This is a genomic window from Micromonospora sp. NPDC006766 (assembly GCF_040636055.1).
In the GTDB taxonomy this organism is placed as follows: Bacteria; Actinomycetota; Actinomycetes; order Mycobacteriales; family Micromonosporaceae; genus Micromonospora.
Window position 1 is genome coordinate 1 of sequence record NZ_JBEYIX010000080.1, and the last position, 17,699, is coordinate 17,699.

Here is a 17,699-nt window from a genome sequence, read left to right on the forward strand (position 1 = left end):
CGGGGATCTCCGATGAGCCGATCCCGGCGAAGCTGGGTTGGCAGCGGACCGAGAACGGGCTGCGGCTGGCCTGGCAGATGGTGATCGACGACTCCTCGGACGCCCACCTGTGGAACGCCGCGGTCGACGCCGAGACCGGCGAGTTGCTCAACGCCGACGACTGGACCGACCACGACAGCCCGGAGGGCCTGGCCACCACGTTGGGCCGCCGGGAGGCACCGGCCGCGACCGTCGCCGCCGCGAGCGTCCCGACCCTCCGGGTCAGCCCGCCGAATCCGGCCGTCGACGGGTCGAGCTACACCGTGTTCGAGTTCCCGAAGGGTGACCCGAACGACGGGCCGCGGACCGTGGTGACCAACCCGGCGGATGGGACCGCATCGCCGTACGGCTGGCACGACATCGACGGCAAGCCGGGCGCGGAATACACCATCACCCGGGGCAACAATGCGTACGCCTACACCGACAAGGACGCCAACAACCAGGTCGACCCGGGCAGCGAGCCGAACGGCGGAGCCAGCCTCAGCTTCGACTTCCCTGCCGATATGAACGAGCACCCGCAGACCTACACCGAGGCCGCGGTGGTGAACCAGTTCTACTGGTGCAACATGGTCCACGACATCTCCTACCGGTACGGCTTCGACGAGGCGTCCGGCAACTTCCAGGTCAACAACTACGGCCGGGGCGGCGTTGGCGGCGACGACGTGCTGTGCGAGGCACACGACGGCTCCGGCGAGAACAACGCCAACTTCTCCACACCCGCGGTGGACGGCGGCCGGCCCCGGATGCAGATGTTCCTCTGGCCCGGCAACCAGTTCGGTCTGCCCAACGCCGTGACCATCGACGGCGGCTCCGCCGCCGCCACGTACGAGGCGGAGTACGCGCGGTTCACCCCCGCGCCCACCAGCGCCGGCTTCGCCGGCCAGGTGGTGCTGGTCAACGACGGCGTCGGCGCGACCGGCGACGGCTGCACCGCCTACAGCCTGCCCACTGGCGCGATCGCGGTGGTCGACCGGACCAGCACCTGCAACTACTACACCCAGGTGGTCAACGCCGAGAAGGCCGGCGCCGCCGCGGTGGTGGTCGTCAACAACGCCGCGGGCAACCCGGTGGTGATGAGCGGTTCCATGAGCCCGGCGGTCAAGATTCCTGCGGTCATGGTGAGCCAGGCCGACGGGAAGACCATCAAGGCCGGCCTGCCGGCCTCGGGCAAGGTTCACCGCAACCTGGCCCGGCCGCCGATGCGGGACGCCTCGTTCCGCTCGGAAACGATTTTCCACGAGTACGGCCACGGCATCTCCAACCGGCTCACCGGTGGCCCGAACGTCAACTGCCTGACCGGCGACGAGCAGATGGGCGAGGGCTGGAGCGACTTCCTCGCCATCACCGCGCTGCTCAACCCCGCGATCGACGATCCGGAGAAGGCCCGCGGCTACGGTCAGTACCCGCTGTTCCAGGACAGTCGGGTGGGCGGCGGTATCCGGCCGCGGCCGTACTCGCGGAACATGGAGGTCCAGCCGTTCACCTATGACAGCATCAAGACCGGTGGCTGGCTGGACGGCACCTCCCTGGCGGCGCCGCACGGCATCGGTCACGGCTGGGCAGCGGTGCTGTACGACATGGTCTGGAACCTCGTCGATCGGCACGGGTTCAACCCGAACATCTACGAGGCCTGGCACACCGGCGGCAACAACCTGGCTCTTCAGCTGGTCCTCGACGGCATGAAGATGCAGGGCTGCGGCCCGGGCTTCGTGACCGGCCGTAACGCGATCATCGCCGCCGACAAGGTGCTGACCGGTGGCGAGAACTCCTGCATCATCTGGGGTTCGTTCGCTCGCCGTGGCCTGGGCTACAGCGCGGTGCAGGGCACCACCAACCGCAACGACAACAGCGAGGCGTTCGACATGCCGCCGTCCTGCCGGGCTGACTTCGTCAACCAGTCCGCCGCGCCGGCGCTCAACAGCGTGAAGGCCGGTACGAACGTGCAGCTGGCCTTCAAGCTGGCCACCAACCGTGGCCTGGACATCCTGGCCAGCGGGTCGCCGTACTCGCGACTGGTGGACTGCGACACGCTGAAGACGGTCAACCCGAGCGGGCCGGTCACGCCCCGACCCACCCCGGTCGCCGCTCGGAACCCGGACGGGTCGCACATGTCGGCCAACGCCAACGGCCGGTATACCTACCCGTGGAAGACCGACAAAGCCTGGGCGGGCACCTGCCGTGAGTTCGTCCTGACCCTCGACAACGGCCTCCAGCACCGCGCCTACTTCAAGTTCATTGAAGGCTGACCGGTAGGTAACACTCGCACCAGCTGAGAGCGGGGGGAGCGTTCCGACCACGGAACGCTCCCTCTTCCTCCAGACGGGAGGCGGCCAGGGGCGGCGGGGGATACGCTCCAGCAGTCCGACGGCGACAACGTCCCGAAGTCCGAGCGGCTACGACTGGGTCAATCTTCGGCGATGAGCCGGGCGGTGGGAAGGCGTCGGTGCAGAGCTGCGGGAACCAGGCGGCGAGCACGGCCAGCAGCACCCCGGCCGTGGTCGCGGCGAGCGCGACTGCCAGCAGGCGGCTATCCAACTGGCCGACGAGCAGCGCGGATCCCCCGACAGGGGACCCCCACGGCCGCACCGACCAGCGAGCCGAGCAACCCGAGGCCGACCGCCTCGTAGACCGTCACCTGCCGCCACGGGCGCGCGTCGCCGTCGCCGAGCAGCCAGGAGACGTGCCACAGGTCTTCGGCGGACCGGTTGCCATCGCCGCCTTTGCGGTCCGTTGACATCTGGACTCGGACGGCACCCTCCGGCTGTTGACGGTAGGCCGGGGGCTCGATCTGCACCACGTGCGAGAAGTTGGCGAGCGGGCTGCCGTCGCTCATCGCGCTGTCCAGCCGCTCGCGGTAGAGATCCGCCAGCTCATAGGTGGTCGTTCGCAGCCGGGCGCCGTCGACGGTGTGCAGATGCCGCCACATCTCCTCCGGGTTGTCCCAGACAACCTGCTCGGCGTGCGCGGTCGACAACCGGGACGCCGCCACGTCGACCCGCTCATCCAGGCGCAGGTCGGCCACCGCGATGACCGGTATCGACGGGTTGCCCTGACCATCACCGTGGAGCGTGTCATCGGCAGTGAGGTAACGGCCGACGGTCGTTGCCCGGTCCAGACCGAACAGTCGCGCCTCGGCCGCCGGGTCAACCGCAGCCATCAGAAGCGGGATCTGGGACGACAAGTCGATCTCCAGACGATCCGTCACGGGCACCGCGGACAACGGCCGACCTTGGGTGAAGACGGATGCCGCCCGAAGGCGGCGGTCCGGCAGGATCTGGTACGCCTCGACCCGGCTATCGTGGGTACGGCGCAGCGCCGGGTCGAAGCTGCCGATGGCCTCCAGGCAGACTTGACGCCGGCTTCCGTCGGCCTGCACCTCCAACGGCCCACCGCCGCCATCGGCCGGGCACTCCTGTGCCGATGTGGGCTGCGGTATGCGGGTGCCATCGGTGTAGACGAAGTACTCAGGCTTCATGCCCGAGAGCGGCACCTCCACGCCGGCCACACCCTTGATCTGCTCCCACTGGTCCAGCGAAATCCCGCCATAGTGCCCGGTACGCCGGAGGCAGCAGGCCACCAAGCCGCTCCGACACGCTCCGCGCCCCAGAAGGCCGCACCAAGATGTCGTACGCCAGACGAAAAGACTCGCCAATGGGGCCCCGCGACCGACAGGTCGCGGGGCCCCCGGGCGGCCTCACCAGGTCGTGGGCTTGCCCTTCTGGAACAGCCACACGTCGAAGAAGGCGTGCAGGTTCTGCCCGGACTCCCGCTCGGCCAGGGCGATGAAGTCGGTCGTTCCGGCGTTGCCGTGGCGGTGGCTCGCCGTCCATCCACGCACGATGCGGAAGAACGTGTCGTCGCCGACCTTGCCGCGCAGCGCGTGCAGGGTCATCGCGCCCCGGTTGTATGGGACGTTGCTGAACATGTCCACCGGGCCCGGGTCGGCCAGGACGGTCTGCCAGAACGACGACGTCGCGGCTCGCCCGTAGTTGCTGCTGTTGTTGAAGGTCGAGTTGACCGACGTGCCGCCGTTGTACTCGGTGTACATCCACTGGGCGTAGGTGGCAAAGCCTTCGTTGAGCCAGATGTCCGACCAGAGCTTCGGGGAGACGCTGTCGCCGAACCACTGGTGGGCCAGCTCGTGGGCCATGGTGCTGACGCTCGCCGCGCTGGAGAAGATCGGCTTGGTCTGGCTCTCCAGGGCGTAGCCCACGTTCGGGGCCCGGTCGATGATCGCACCCGTCGAGGCGAACGGGTACGGACCGAACTTCGAGGAGAAGAAGTCGATAATCTTCGGGATCTGTGACACGGCGCTGGCCGACCCGGCGACCTGCCGTGGGTCGACCGCCACGTAAACCGGGATTCCGCTCGCCGTGGTCGACTCGGTGACCACGAAGTTGCCGATGGTGACCGTTGCCAGGTAGCTGGCCATTGGCTCGGTCGAGTCCCAGACGAAGGTGGTCCAACCGTCCTTCGTGCTTTGGGAGAGAAGCTGGCCGTTGCCGACGGCCGTGAGCCCCTCCGGCACCTTGGCGGTGAACCGGTAGGTGGCCTTGTCGGTCGGGTGGTCGTTGGTGGGCAGCCAGCCCGGGGCGCCCTGCGGCTCCCCGGCGACGAAGGCGCCGTCGTCGGTCGGCACCCAGCCTTCGATCGACCCGTCCGGGTCGGTGATGACGCTCGGTACGCCGGCGTACTTCACCACCACGGTGAACGTCTGCCCGGCCTTGAGCTTGGGCCGCGGGGTGACGATCAGTTCCTGGCCCTCACGGGTGAAGCCGTGGGCGTGCCCGTTGACCGTCAGCGAGGAGATCTCCGGACCACGGAAGTCGAGGTTGAACTGGTCGAGGTCCTGGGTGGCGATCGCGGTGATCGTGGCGGTGGCGTCCATGAAACGGGTCGCCGGGTCGTAGGAGAAGTTGAGGTCGTAGTGCTGGACGTCGTATCCGCCGTTGCCCTGGTCGGGGAAGTACGGGTCGCCGACGTTCGCCGCGCCGGCCGAGTATCGGGGGGCGCCAGGGTTGCCCGGTGCCGCACCGGCCGTGGCCGGTATCGCAGTGGTCCCGGCCACCATCAGGGCGACCGTCGCCAGTGCGGTATGGCGCAGGCGTGGAACTGCCATGTGGAAACCTCTCTATGGAAAGGCCAGGAATGCAACTGGCCGTCAGATGATCACCACCTATCCATCCGCACCAGACCCGAGTTCGTCAAGTGTTCGTATGAGGTTTCCTGCCCCGAGTCGGGGGACTGTCTGCTCACGACCTACCAGGTCGAATGCCTACCCGATCACCAAAGGCGGGCGAAGCGCCGTGGCGCTCCGCCCGCCTGAAATGTCGACTGTGTCGGGTGGAATCGGTGTGCCGGCGATCGCGATCGGCCGCCGGCATCCCAGGGTGAGGTGTCAGCGCAGCGGGTTGAAGGGCTGCAGCTCCGTCGGCCGTCGGCCGGTGGTCATCTCCTCGGCGAGCAGGCTGCCGGTGAGCGGGCCGAGGGTGATGCCCCACATGCCGTGACCGCCGGCTGCGAAGACCCGGGACGACCTGGTCGCCCCGATCAGTGGCAGGCCGTCGGGGGTGCAGGGCCGCGACCCGACCCACTCGTCGACGCGGCCGTCGAGGTCCGCCCCCCGCAGCAGCGGTCGGGCGGCCTCGGCGATGGCCAGGATGCGGCGCCGGTCCAGCGGGGCCTCCGCACTGCGGAACTCCATCATCCCGGCGACGCGCAGCCGGTCGCCGAGCGGCGTGCACGCGACGCGCTGCGCCGGGAAGTACACCGGCCCCGACGGAACGTGCTCCATCTTCACGCTGAAGCTGTATCCCCGCCCGGCCTGCACGACCGTCCGGACGCCGAAGCGCCGGCCCAGCTCGCCGAGCCAGGTGCCGGTCGCCAGCACCACCGCGTCGTAGCGCTCGTCAGCGCCGGCGGAGGTCACCACCCGGACCCCGGTCCCCTCGTCGCGGACGTCCACGACGTCCGCCCCGGTCACCAGCGACGCCCCCCGGGCGCGTACGGAGCCCGCGAGCGAGTGCACGTACTCGCCGGGGTTGATGAACCGCTGACCGTGCAGGCGGATGGCAGCGCCGATGTTCTCCGACAGTGAGGGCTCCACCTCACGCGCCTCGGCCCCGGTCAGGACGTCGAATTCGATCTCCTGGCCCGCGGCGTGGATGTGCGCCAGCTCGTCCAGCAGGACCGACCGCTCGGCCTCGGTCCGGTACGCCGCGATGAACGACTTCGCCTCGTGCGTCATCGCCGCGACCCCGCCGGCCCCCAGGGCGTCGAACGCCTCGAACGCGCGCCGGTTCATCGGGATGTAGGCCCGCATCGCGGTCCGCCACTTCGCGGCGGTGCTGTGCCGGGTGAAGCCGGCCAGGAACCGCAGCAGCCGAGGGTCCGCGCGCGGCGGCACGTACACCGGCGACGACGGGCTCAGGACGGCGCGCAGCCCGTAGCGGAGCACGGCTGGCTCGGGCAGGGGAGTGGTGATGCCGGGGGTGAGCCAGCCGGCGTTGCCCCACGAGGCGCCCGCCGCCACCCCCGTACGATCGAGCACGGTGACCTCCACCCCCCGTTCCTGCAGGAACCAGGCGGTGGCCAGCCCGACCATTCCCGCGCCGACGATGGCGACGCGCTGGGGGGCGGGCGCGGACTCGGTGGCAGACATTCCGTTCTCTCCTTCAAGCGACCTGAGATCGGGCCCAATCCTGTCGTCGCCAGGCCGAGACGTCATTGTTCCGGTGGGCCAACACTCGTACCCGCGATTGGTCGGAACGAACAACGCCGAGGCATGATGTGGTCATGATGACCGTGGCCGGCGTGGTGGAGGCGGTCGGCGCCGCCCTGCTTCAGGTCGTCGTCGCCGCAAAACCGGCGGAAGTACGCGACGTGGCCCTCGCCGAGCTCGACGACGCGTCGACCGGCCAGAGCGGCGATCTCGTCCTTGGCGCGGGCATCGCGACGCCGGACCAGGCACTCGCCGTCATCGAGCGCTGCGCGGAGACCGGGGCGGGCGGTCTCGTCCTCAAGCCCCCGCTCGCCTCGCACCCCGACGTGACATCCGCCGCCGCCGAGCGCGACCTGACTCTGGTCGAGCTGCAGCGCCACGGGTCGTGGGCCCAGCTCGTCTGGCTGCTCCGGGGGGTGATCGACAGGGCGGCGGCGCCGGGCTCACCCGAGACCGGCACACCCGGGGTGTACGACGAGCTGTTCGCCCTCGCTGACGCGACCGCCGCCATCGTCGACGCACCGGTGACGATCGAGGATGCCCAGTCCCGGGTGCTCGCCTACTCGTCACGACAGGACCGCACCGACCCGGCGCGTGTCTCGACGATCGTCGGCCGACGCGTCCCCGGCGACGTGATCGCGCACTTCCGCTCCCGGGGTGTGTTCCGCAAGCTTGCGAAGGGCAGCGAGCTGGTCTTCGTGCCGCAGGGCCCGAATGGGACCCTTCCCCGGCTGGTGATCCCGATTCGTGCCGGAGGCGAGCTGCTCGGCTCGATCTGGGCCGTCGTGGAGGGGCCGGTGCCGGACGGGCGCTTGCGGGATCTTCAGGGCGCGGCGTCCGTGCTGGCGCTGCACCTGCTCCGCCTCCGGGTGCAGGCCGATGTCGCCCGCCGGGTGTCGGCCGACCGCCTGCGGGCGGCCCTGCGTGCCCCCGGCCGACTGGGCCGGGAGGAGCTCGGCCTGCCCACGGGCCCGTGGCGGGTCGTCGCGCTCGAGGCGCACGGCGGCACCGCGGGAATGGTGCACACCCTGGCCCTGTGGGAGTCGATCACCCGTCGCCACGGCTGGCGTCAGCCGCTGATCGCGGACGTCGGAGACGTCTTGTTCGCCGTCGTGGTCGACGAGGGCGAGTTGCCCGGCTCCTGGCTCTGGATGGAGCGGCTCATTCGCGACATCGCCGTGCATGAACCGGGGCTGCGTGCCGCGTCCGGCAGCGTCGCCGCGGACCTGGCTGACCTGCCGCGATCACGTGCCGAGGCAGCGGAACTGCTCGCGTTGCACGGCTCGGCGCGGCAGCGAAGCTCGGTGCTGCGGTTCGAGGATCTCTGGGCCGAGGTGGTCGTACACCGGGTGGTTGCCGCGGTGCCTCAGGACGACCTGCTGGTCGGCGGGCCCCTGCCCGATCTTGTCGCCCATGACCGGAAGCACGGCACCAACTACGTCGCCACCGTCGCCGCCTGGCTCGAACAGCAGGGTGACCCGAACAAGGCGGCCCGGCAGTTGCACGTGCACCCCAATACGCTTCGGCATCGCATGCGCCGCCTCGCCGAGGTCATTCAGGTCGATCTCGATTCTCCGCGTACCCGGCTCGCACTCCAGATCCAACTCGCGGCGCTGCGGCCCGGAGCCTGACCCCGCGTCCCGGTGCGGTCACCGACTCGGCCCGGACGGACCAGACAAGAATGATGGTTTGGACGGAGGGGACGGGGTAGCCCCTTCGGTGGTCTTCATCCTGGCAATCGGCGCCGCCCTGCTGCTCGGCGTCGGTTCGGCCATCCAGCAGCGGGTCGCCTTCCAGGCCCCGGACGGTCTGGCGCTGCGCCTGGGGCTGCTGTGGCATCTCGTCCGGCAGCGACTGTGGCTGCTGGGTCTCGCGGCGACGCTGCTGGGCGGCCTGCTCAGTGGCGCCGCCCTGGGGCGAGGCTCGGTCGTGCTGGTGCAACCCGTCCTGGTGCTGCGCCTGCTGTTCGCCCTGTCTGCCTCGGCGCTGTGGTCCCGGCGCCCGCTGCGGCCGCGGGACTGGGGGGTCGCGTTGGCCGTCACCGTGGGCATGGTCGCCTTCATCGTGGCGGGTCATCCCGGAACCGGTAACCCGGAGGGGGTACCAGCCTGGGATTGGGCGGTGGCAGCGGCCGGCATCGGCGCGCTGACCCTGCTGCTCGTGCGCTCCGCACGCCGGCTGCGCCCCGGGCAGGAAGCGCCGATGCTGGCGATCGGGGCAGGCATGCTCTACGGGCTCCAGTCCGCCCTGACCCAGTCGGCTGTGCACCTTTTGTCCACCCACGGGCTGCTGGCGCTGATGACCAGTTGGCAGCCGTACACCGTTTTCATGATCGGACTGATCGGAACCCTGCTCGCGCAGAGCGCCTTCGACCTTGCTCCGCTGTCCGTCTCCTTTCCGCCCCTGGCCGCGGCCGAGCCGCTCTCCGGTATCGCGATCGGCATCGGCGTGCTCGGTGGGACCCTGCGACTGACACCGGCGGCGCTTGCCGTGGAGGCTGCCGGCCTGATCGTCATGACGTTCGCGGTGTACCTGCTGGCCGCGTCACCGCACATCGTCGGCCACCATCTCGAGCCGGTGAACGATCCCTCCGATGACGCCCCGTAGCGGGGCGCAGAGAACCAACAAGAAAAAACCGTCAAGGTGAAAGAGTCGGGTCATGTCCGACATCGCGCCCGTCGTCGCCGAGGGCCGCCCGCAGCTTGACGTTCGCCTCCCGATCCAGACCATCGAGCCGGACCAGTGCCTCCCGCCAGCGCCGGCGTGCCTCGGCCGTGCGCCCGAGACTCGCGTACGCGTCGCCGAGCACCCGCTGCGCCAGGCCGATGCCGCGCTGGTGCCGGTAACGCTGGCAGATCTCCAACGACTCGGCGGCCCGCGCGATCGCTGCCTCGTGGCCTCCGGCCAGCTGCAACGTCTCCGCGAAGTTGACCAGCGCCTGCGCCTGCCACAGCGGATCCGCGCCCTCGGCGGCAGTCGCCAGCCCCGCCTCGTGGTGCGCGACGGCCTGTCGAAACTCGCCCCGGCGTTGATGGACCAACGCGAGGTTGTCGAGGACGCTGCCCTCCTTGTTCTGGTCACCGAGCTCGCGCCGGATGGCGAGGGCCGCCCGCAGGTGTCGGAGCGCGGCGTCAAGATCGCCCTTGTCGCGCAACGCGTTGCCGAGGTTGTTGAGGCAGGCCGCCTCCCGTGCCCGGTCGCCGAGATCGCGCTGCACGGCGAGGTTGCGCTCCAGCAGCGGGATCGCCTCGTCGAGTCGGCCCTGCCGCAGCAGCGCCACGGCGACAATGTTCAACGCCAGCGCCGTGCCCGACCGGTCACCCAACCGCTGCGCAGCTTCGACGGCCAGCTCGCCGAACTGCTGCTGCTCTGACACGTACCCGGAGTAGTCGATGAACCTGACGACCACGACTGCGAGATCTCGTACCGAGGCCAGCGTCTGCCCGGCCGCGACCTGCTGCCGCGCGATCGTCAGCAGGTTCGTGTGCTCGCGCTCGAACCAGGCCCAGGCGTCCGCGGTGTCGGCCAACGGCTGGCCGGGGCGGCCGGCCGGGTCGCTCAGCGCGGCGAACGGAAGCTTTTCCTGCGGGTAGAGCAGCCGTGCCGCCGTGGCGGTGGTGGCGAACAGCCACCCGGTCAGGCGGCTCAGCGCCGCCTCCCGATCGGCGACCGCATCGATCTCGTGGGCGCGCTCGCGGGCGTAGAGCCGGACGATGTCGTGGAACCGGTACCCACCATCGCCGGCCGGCTCGAGCAGGTGCGCGTCCACCAACGTCTCAAGGGCCCGCTCGGCGACCGGCACCGGAAGGTCCGCGAGCGCCGCGCAGCCGTACGCGGTGGCATCGGCCCAGTCGGGCAAAGCCGCGAGCCGGAACAGCCGAGCGGCCCAGCGGCGCTCTTCCCGTGGCGAGTCGCCGAACGCCTGATAGCCGAGGTGCAGGCTGGCCCGCACGGAGAGATCTCCGACCTCCAGCACGTCGAGCCGGCGCTCCTCGTCGTCCATCCGCTCCGCGAGGCCGCGCAGCGGCGCGTCGGGCCGGGCCGCGGCGCGTGCGCCGATGATCCGCAACGCCAGGGGCAACCCGCCACAATGTCGGACGACCTGCGCCGCGGCGTCCGGCTCGGCAACGACGCGCTGCGCGCCGCCGAGCCGCTCGAACAGGGCGAGCGCCGCGTCGTCCCGTAACGGGTCGATCCGGATCCGGACGGTCGCGTCGAGATCGGCGAGCCCCCACCGGCTGGTGACCAAGGTCGCGCACCCCGGGCCACTGACCAGCAGCGGACGAACCTGCGCCGCGGAGGCGGCGTTGTCCAGGACGACGAGTACGCGGCGGTCGGCGGCCCAGGTGCGCAGCAGCGCACTCGCCTCCTCCGAGGACGCGGGTGCGCCCGGCGCGCCCAGCGCGCGCAGGAATCGGGCCAGCACGTCCGCCGGCTCCGCTGGGGTGATCCCGGTGCTGGTGCCGTGCAGGTCGGCGTAGAGGCAGCCGCCGTCGTACCGTGCCGCGATCTGGTGCGCGACGTGCAGGGCGAGCGCGGATTTGCCGACTCCGCCGGCACCCTCGACCACACAGATGGCGCCGTCACGGGCGGCCGCGGCGATCAGGCGAGCGTTCTCCGCCTCCCGCCCCACGAGGAAGGGCGGTGCCGGTGGCAGTTGGAACGGCACGGGTAGCCGGCTGCCGTCGGCCGGCGAGTGGTCCGGTGCGGGCCACGCCAGCGCGGGCGGCGCGATGTGCTCCCGCTCCGGGTCGGGCCCGCCCGCTCCGGCGACGCGCACCTGACCCAGCCGGCCCGGCACATCACGCGGCCCCCCGGTGCCGGGCACCAGCCGTAGCATCGGCGACCCGCGAGGAGCAGCGGTCACCGAGGCCATCGGGTCGGGCGGGCTCGGCGGGGTGACGCTGCGGTGCCCGGCACCGGGGGGCCGCTGTTCCGGTGCGGCGCCCCGGCCTACCGTCCGCGCGGCGGACAGCCGGGCCCAGGTCGTCAACCAGGCCGCCGCCCGGTCGTCCGGTACGTCGCACGCCCGCAGCAGGGCGACCACCAGATCACGGCGGGGGAGGGTCGACCGGCCCAGCATGGTCGCCAGGGTGCTGGCGGGCAGCACGTCACCGTTGCGCTGTGCCCGGCGGGCGATCGTACGGTAGGCGAGGCCGGACTGGTCACGAAGACGGCGCAGCAGCGCGACGTACTGCTCGGGGCAGGACGCGGTGGTGGGGTCGACGCCGAAGTCGGAGACCGTCATCGCCCTTCACGTCACAGAGGTTATGTACCGGGTGCCGGAGACTCGCCGATGTAAGTATGTCAGCGCGCGGCAAGGGAACAGCCGGACAACCGCGATGCGAGACAGCATCGAGCAACAGTGATCTGGGGCGGTGGTCGTAGTGGCCACGCGGGCGGGCGCGGACCGGCCCCGCCCGCCGGTGGGCGGACGGGGCCGGCGCACCTACGCCAGAGGCGATCAGGTCCAGCTGATGCCGCGCTTGCAGACGCCGCGCATGGGCTTCTCCTCTCCGCTCGGGGAACCGGCCCGGTGCCGGCCCGGTCATCCCAGGTTGGCCGCCTGGGTGGGCACCGGGGAAGGCTCAGCGGTGGTCGGGCTCATTCGAAGGTGTTCGAGTGGCTCGGCAGCCGCCGCTCCGGAGCGCCGGTGCGGCCAGAGCGGCGCCAGCGCGAACACCGCCGTCGCGCCCAGCAGTCCGCTCACCCCGACCACCGTGGTCGCGGCCCAGCGTTCGGCGGCCAGGCCCGCCAGGACCATCGCGACGCCCTGCAGCCCACTGAGGCCGGTGATGGCGACCCCGAAGGCCCGCCCCCGGAATTCGGCCGGCACCGCCCGCCCGAACAGGGCGTTCAGCGGCACACCGAAAGCACTGCCGGCACCGGCCGCCACCAGCAGGCCCAGCACCATCCACAACGGAGGTTCGAGGGCGACCACCGTCAGGACCGCGGCGCTCGCCACCGCCAATGGCAGAACGAGCCGGGGACGGGTGCGCGGCGGGCAGAAGCGGGTGAGGGCGACCGCTCCGACGGCCGTCCCCAGCGGTGCCGCCGCCAGCAGTAGCCCGACCGTCCCGGGCCCACCGCCGTATCCGAGGGCCAGCGGTGCCATCAGGCCCTCGGCGGCGTAGGTGAAGGCGCTGGCCACCCAGAGGACCAGGACGTACGCCCGCAGCCGCTGGTCGGTGAAGATGATCCGCAGCCCGCCGGAGGGGCCGCCCCGTGTCGGCCCCTCCGGTCGAGCCGGGACCGCGCGGGGGCGTACCCCGATCCCGATCAGTACCGCCGAGATAAGAAAGGTCGCGGCGTCGACCAGCAACGCGCCCCGCAGCGAGAGCGCCGCTACCAGGCCACCCCCGGCGGCGAAGCCGACCACCTGGACGATCTGGGCGGTGGTGTTGTCCACGCCGTTGGCCACCGGGTAGCGGTCGCCGTCGAGCACCTCGGGCAGCAGCGCCGCCCGCGCGGCCACGAACGGCGGCCGCAGCAGGTTCACGCCGAACAGCAGCGCCACCACGGCGGGCGCGGGGACGTGGGGCATCGCCGCCAGGGGAATGAGCAGGGCGCGGGCCACGTCGCAGCCGATCAGGATCCGCCGTCGCGCAAACCGGTCGGCCAGGCCGGACAGCAGCGGTCCGCCGGTCAGCCAGGCCAGGTAGGAACTGGCGTAGCCCGCGGCGGCCAGCGCCGCCGACCCGGTGCCGGTGTAGACGAGATACGCCACCGTGACGGCGGTGAGCTGATCGCCGAGCAGGGACAGCAGATACGCCGTGAAGAGGTAGCGGTATTCGCGGACCGCGAACACCTCGGCGTACGTCGCGGCCCGCTCGGTCACCACGCCTCCCTTCGACCTGCTGACCCAGACCGTATCCATGAAGGTGCCGGCGGAGGCCGGTTCGCCCGTTCGGAGCCGTTCGGATCCGTTCGAGACTGCCCAGCTGCGCCGGGCGGCGTCGATGATGGACCGGGGTGCCGCGTGGTCGATCGGGTGAGTCTGCTATCCGTCGGCTCGCTGATGACCAGAACAGGGCGGGCCGGAAGCCTGGTGACGGCGGCGGACATGAGGCACTATGACTTCACTTCTGCGCTGCTCAACCTGGATAGGTACTGAATCATGCCCCTTTCTCGTCGCTTGATCATCTCGGCTGCTGTGGCCACGGTCGCCGTCGGTTCGGGAGTGGCCTTCGCTCTCCGGTCCGACAGCGACCCGCCCTACCGTCCGCCGATCGCAGCCCACGTGGTCCAGCCGGGCGCGCCCGGCCAGCCGGGCAGGTCACTGTCACCGAGTGAGGTGGCCCAGATCGCGGCGCCCGGGTTCACCGCGGCCGACACCCTGTTCATCGAGGGAATGATCCCGCACCACGCGCAGGCCCTGGAGATGACCGCGCTCATCGCGGACCGCACCACCAACCGGGACGTGACCCTGCTCGGCAAGCGGATCGAGATGTCGCAGCGGGGTGAGATCGAGCTGATGCAGCGATGGCTCAAGGATCGCGACATACCGACCGCGGGGCCGAACGTGGGTCATGCCGGGCACAAGAACATGCCGGGAATGCTCACCGAGGAGCAGTTCGACCAGCTCAAGAAGGCGCACGGCGCGGAGTTCGACCGGCTCTTCCTCACCTTCATGATCGGCCACCACCAGGGTGCGCTGACGATGGTGCAGGAGCTCTACGCGACGGGCGGTGGGCTCGAACCGGCGGCCGACCAGTTCGCCCGCGAGGTCAACGCCGACCAGAGCATCGAGATTGAGCGGATGCAGGGGATGCTCGCCAAGATGCGCTGACATCTGCTGTCGACAAGAAGCCGGGGGCCCGCTCAGCAACGCTGAGCGGGCCCCCTTCTTTCGTTACCCCGCCGGGATCGGCGGGTCGGTCGAGCTAGCCGCCGATCTGGTTGATCAGCGCCTGGCCGTCACGGACCAGCAGGTTGCGGGCACCCGTGGCGTTGAGCACGAGGGCCTGGTTGACGAACGCCTTGAGCCACTCGACAGCCTCCGCCGGCCGGTTGGCGGCGGCAGCCGCGCTGGCCTTGTTGAGGTTGCCGGTCAGCTTGTCGGCGTTGCCGGCGGAGATGGTGCCCGTCGACTTGAAGCCGTCGACGTGCGCCTGCAGGTCGGCGAACGACGTCGTGACGGTGAAGGTGACGGACTTGGTCGCGGTGTTGCCGGCCTTGTCCTTCCCGGTCACCTCGAGCGTGTGGCTGCCCAGCAGGAGGCCGGACAGGGTGATGCTCGAACCACGCGTCACCCGCTTGCCGTCCAGCAGCCCGCTCTCCGGGGTGGCGCCAGGCCCGGAGGTGGCGTCGCTGACCGTCCAGTCAACGGTCACCGAGCCGGAGGAGCCGTAGGACGCCCCGTCGGCCACCCCGGACACCGCCACGGTCGGCGCGGTCTTGTCGAGCTTGAGCCAGACCGTGCCCTCCTTGGTCGGGTAACCGGAGTTGTCGAGCGCCCGGTAGCGCACCGAACCCTTGACGTCGGAGCTGATCGTCGCGACGCCGTTGGGCGCGTTGACCCAGGTGGCCCCGTCGTCGGTGGAGACCTGGCCGGTCAGGTCGGCGGTGAGGCCGCTGAAGGTGAGCGTGACGTCGCTGGTGTACCAGCCGTTGTTGCCGGTCGCCTCGGCCGGGTTCACCGTGACGGAGACGGTCGGGTTGACCGCTTCCGCCAGGGCCAGGACCGCGTCCTTCAGCGTCTGGTACTGCGGCGCGCCCAGCACGTTGGCGAGCGTCCGCAGCTGCTCCTCAGCGGCGCCACGCTTGCCATCGGCAGCGAAGTCCTCGGCCCGCGTCAGGAAGCCGTCGACCTTCGCGGCCAGCGCCGCGTCGAAGGCGTTGGCCCGAACCAGCTGGTCGTAGTACGCACGCGCGACCGCGAAGCTCGGCGCCCAGGTGATCTTCGGCTGGCCCTGGGGGTTGAACTCGCTGAGCTTCACCTGCTCGGCGGCCTGGATCTCCGCCTTCGACAGGTACTGGCTGGGCTTCAGCTTGAACACGTCGAAGCCACGGGCGATCTCGTTGCCGTACAGGTTGCCGTTGTACCAGTACGCCGACCAGAACCCGGCGAGCACCAGCGAGTTCGGGTTGACCGGCCCGCGGTCGAAGAAGGCGATCTCCTTCGGGTGGGCCGAGTCGGTGAAGTCGAACACCGAGAGGCCGCCCTGGTACCAGGCCTGCATCATGATGTCGCGGCCGGGCACCGGGATCAGCGAACCGTTGTGGGCGACGCAGTTCTCCCGGGTGGTCTGCGGAGCCGGCAGCTTGTAGTAGCTGCGGAACTGCATCTTCCCGTCGACGATGTCGAAGATCGCGTTGGCGCCCCACTCCGGCTGCTCGGTGGCGAGGCAGTGCGCGGCGCTACCGCCACCCCACTCGTCGGTGAAGATCACCTTGGTGCCGTCGTTGTTGAACGTCGCCGAGTGCCAGTACGCGAAGTTCGGGTCGGCCACCGCGTCGATCCGGCGGGGGTTCGCCGGGTCCGAGATGTCGATCAGGATGCCGTTGCCCTGGCAGGCGCCGGCGGCCAGCCCGATCTCCGGGTACGCGGTGATGTCGTGGCAGGCGTTGGTGTTCGGAGTGGGCGACCAGGTCGACCCGGACGGGTGCCGGGGCGACGTCGGGCCGTTCTGCAGGCCGTCGACCCGGCCGGTCACCGGGTCCTGGAACAGCCGCGACTCGGTCACCACGGCGGCCTGCTGAGGCGCCGCCACCGGCACCTTGATGACCTCGATCCGCCAGCGCGACGGGTTCTCGCCGTCCGCGGCGTTGTTGTTGCAACCCTCCATCGTCGTCGCCGGGCGCACCGAGGTCGTGCCCGAGACGTAGACGTAGACGTTGTCGCGGTCCTTCGGGTCGGCCACCACCGTGTGCGTGTGCGAGCCACGGCAGAGCTGGACCGCCGCGACCTGCACCGGGTTGCGCACGTCGCTGATGTCGAAGATCCGGACGCCCTGGAACCGGGTGCCCTCGTTGGGGTTCGTGCCGCAGTCGACCCGCCCGCGGGTCTCCTCGACCGACATGAAGAGCAGGTTGCCGTGGACCGAGATGTCACCCTGCCCACCCGGGCACACGACGCTCGTCACCAGCTGGGGGTTGCTGGGGGTGGAGATGTCGAAGACGTTGAACCCGTTGTAGTTGCCCGTGAACGCGTACTTGCCGCCGAAGCCGAAGTCCGAGTTGTAGAACCCGCCGCTGTTCGGGTTGTTCGGGTCGAACATACCCGCCGGCTTGTCGCGGTGCGCCACCTGCTCCAGGTTGCTGATCGCCGACTGCGCGTCGTGCAAGCCGCCGCCGAGCCCGACCCGAGGGTCGGGGTCCGCCGCTGAAGCCGCCGTGCTGGGCAGCACGCCGGCCATGAGGAGCCCCGCGGCCATCACGCCGAGAGCTTGACGCCCCCGACGCGGCCTGGTTCCCAATTGTTGTGTCATTTGCCGCCTTCCGATCGAAAGACCTGACGCGCCGTCCAGATGTTGGCAGAGGCGCGTCGTGTGAGTAAGGACCGTACCGGCCATTGGTCGTTGGTCAAGAAGTCAGCGAGAATTACGCGTATTTGTGTCGGTCAACCGGGCGTGCCATCGGCTCTCGAGAACTCGCCGGTCGGCCCAAAAGCGGTCGGTACGGAAGATCCGCTCATCGTCTTTCAGCCAGGTCAGCAGGCCACAAAGCACACCTGCGGGCGCGAGACGTGTCCGTTGTGGTGGGTTTGTCAGTGGCCGCGACAGGCGTAGGAGTTCCTGCTCGGAATATTCCGCCACTCGTCGGATGATCGGCCCGTAGAGCACACCGTAGCGTCGATGCAATTCACCTCGCTCGGGTCTGACTACTGAACGTAATTGCCGAGTGGGCGCCCGCGGAGCAGCATGGCGGGCCGCTGCGGCGGTCGTGGATCGGCGCTTCGTGCTGTCCTGTCCAACCCCCGAAGGGAGCAGCGGTGCCT

Annotated in this window: 10 protein-coding genes; 4 read left to right on the forward strand and 6 right to left on the reverse strand. The window is 70.3% G+C overall.

Annotation, left to right across the window (positions count from 1 at the left end):
- Positions 1-2,285 (forward strand): M36 family metallopeptidase (locus ABZ671_RS31100; RefSeq protein WP_357864810.1); only part of this gene is annotated, 2,285 nt, incomplete at its 5' end.
- Positions 2,286-2,566: 281 nt separating this feature from the next.
- On the opposite strand, the gene ABZ671_RS31105 is transcribed toward ABZ671_RS31100, so the two are convergent.
- The 3 genes from ABZ671_RS31105 to ABZ671_RS31115 all read right to left on the reverse strand — a co-directional run bounded on the left by ABZ671_RS31105 (position 2,567) and on the right by ABZ671_RS31115 (position 6,700).
- Complete coding sequence (locus tag ABZ671_RS31105) at positions 2,567-3,616, reverse strand: hypothetical protein (protein WP_357864812.1); 1,050 nt, start codon at positions 3,614-3,616, stop codon at positions 2,567-2,569.
- 117 nt (positions 3,617-3,733) lie between these two features.
- On the reverse strand, positions 3,734-5,158 hold the full coding sequence (locus ABZ671_RS31110) for a M1 family metallopeptidase (RefSeq protein WP_357864814.1): 1,425 nt from the start codon (positions 5,156-5,158) through the stop codon (positions 3,734-3,736).
- Between the two features lie 279 nt (positions 5,159-5,437).
- Complete coding sequence (locus ABZ671_RS31115; RefSeq protein ID WP_357864816.1) at positions 5,438-6,700, reverse strand: FAD-dependent oxidoreductase; 1,263 nt, start codon at positions 6,698-6,700, stop codon at positions 5,438-5,440.
- A gap of 134 nt (positions 6,701-6,834) precedes the next feature.
- Between ABZ671_RS31115 and ABZ671_RS31120 the strand changes: the two genes are divergently transcribed.
- Together ABZ671_RS31120 and ABZ671_RS31125 are read left to right on the forward strand one after the other, a co-directional pair.
- On the forward strand, positions 6,835-8,391 hold the full coding sequence (locus ABZ671_RS31120) for a helix-turn-helix domain-containing protein (RefSeq protein ID WP_357864818.1): 1,557 nt from the start codon (positions 6,835-6,837) through the stop codon (positions 8,389-8,391).
- Between the two features lie 88 nt (positions 8,392-8,479).
- Positions 8,480-9,367: a DMT family transporter gene (locus ABZ671_RS31125; RefSeq protein WP_357864820.1), complete on the forward strand. Its 888-nt coding sequence runs from the start codon at positions 8,480-8,482 to the stop codon at positions 9,365-9,367.
- Between the two features lie 31 nt (positions 9,368-9,398).
- On the opposite strand, the gene ABZ671_RS31130 is transcribed toward ABZ671_RS31125, so the two are convergent.
- Both ABZ671_RS31130 and ABZ671_RS31135 read right to left on the reverse strand, forming a co-directional pair.
- A complete protein-coding gene (locus ABZ671_RS31130) occupies positions 9,399-12,008 on the reverse strand; it encodes a tetratricopeptide repeat protein (RefSeq protein WP_357864822.1) in 2,610 nt (869 codons plus the stop codon).
- Between the two features lie 300 nt (positions 12,009-12,308).
- Positions 12,309-13,598: an MFS transporter gene (locus tag ABZ671_RS31135; protein WP_357864824.1), complete on the reverse strand. Its 1,290-nt coding sequence runs from the start codon at positions 13,596-13,598 to the stop codon at positions 12,309-12,311.
- Between the two features lie 279 nt (positions 13,599-13,877).
- On the opposite strand from ABZ671_RS31135, the gene ABZ671_RS31140 reads away from it, so the two are divergent.
- A complete protein-coding gene (locus ABZ671_RS31140; RefSeq protein WP_357864826.1) occupies positions 13,878-14,549 on the forward strand; it encodes a DUF305 domain-containing protein in 672 nt (223 codons plus the stop codon).
- Between the two features lie 94 nt (positions 14,550-14,643).
- On the opposite strand, the gene ABZ671_RS31145 is transcribed toward ABZ671_RS31140, so the two are convergent.
- Positions 14,644-17,136, reverse strand: a complete 2,493-nt coding sequence (locus ABZ671_RS31145; protein WP_357864828.1) for a hypothetical protein — start codon at positions 17,134-17,136, stop codon at positions 14,644-14,646.
- Positions 17,137-17,699 lie beyond the last annotated feature (563 nt).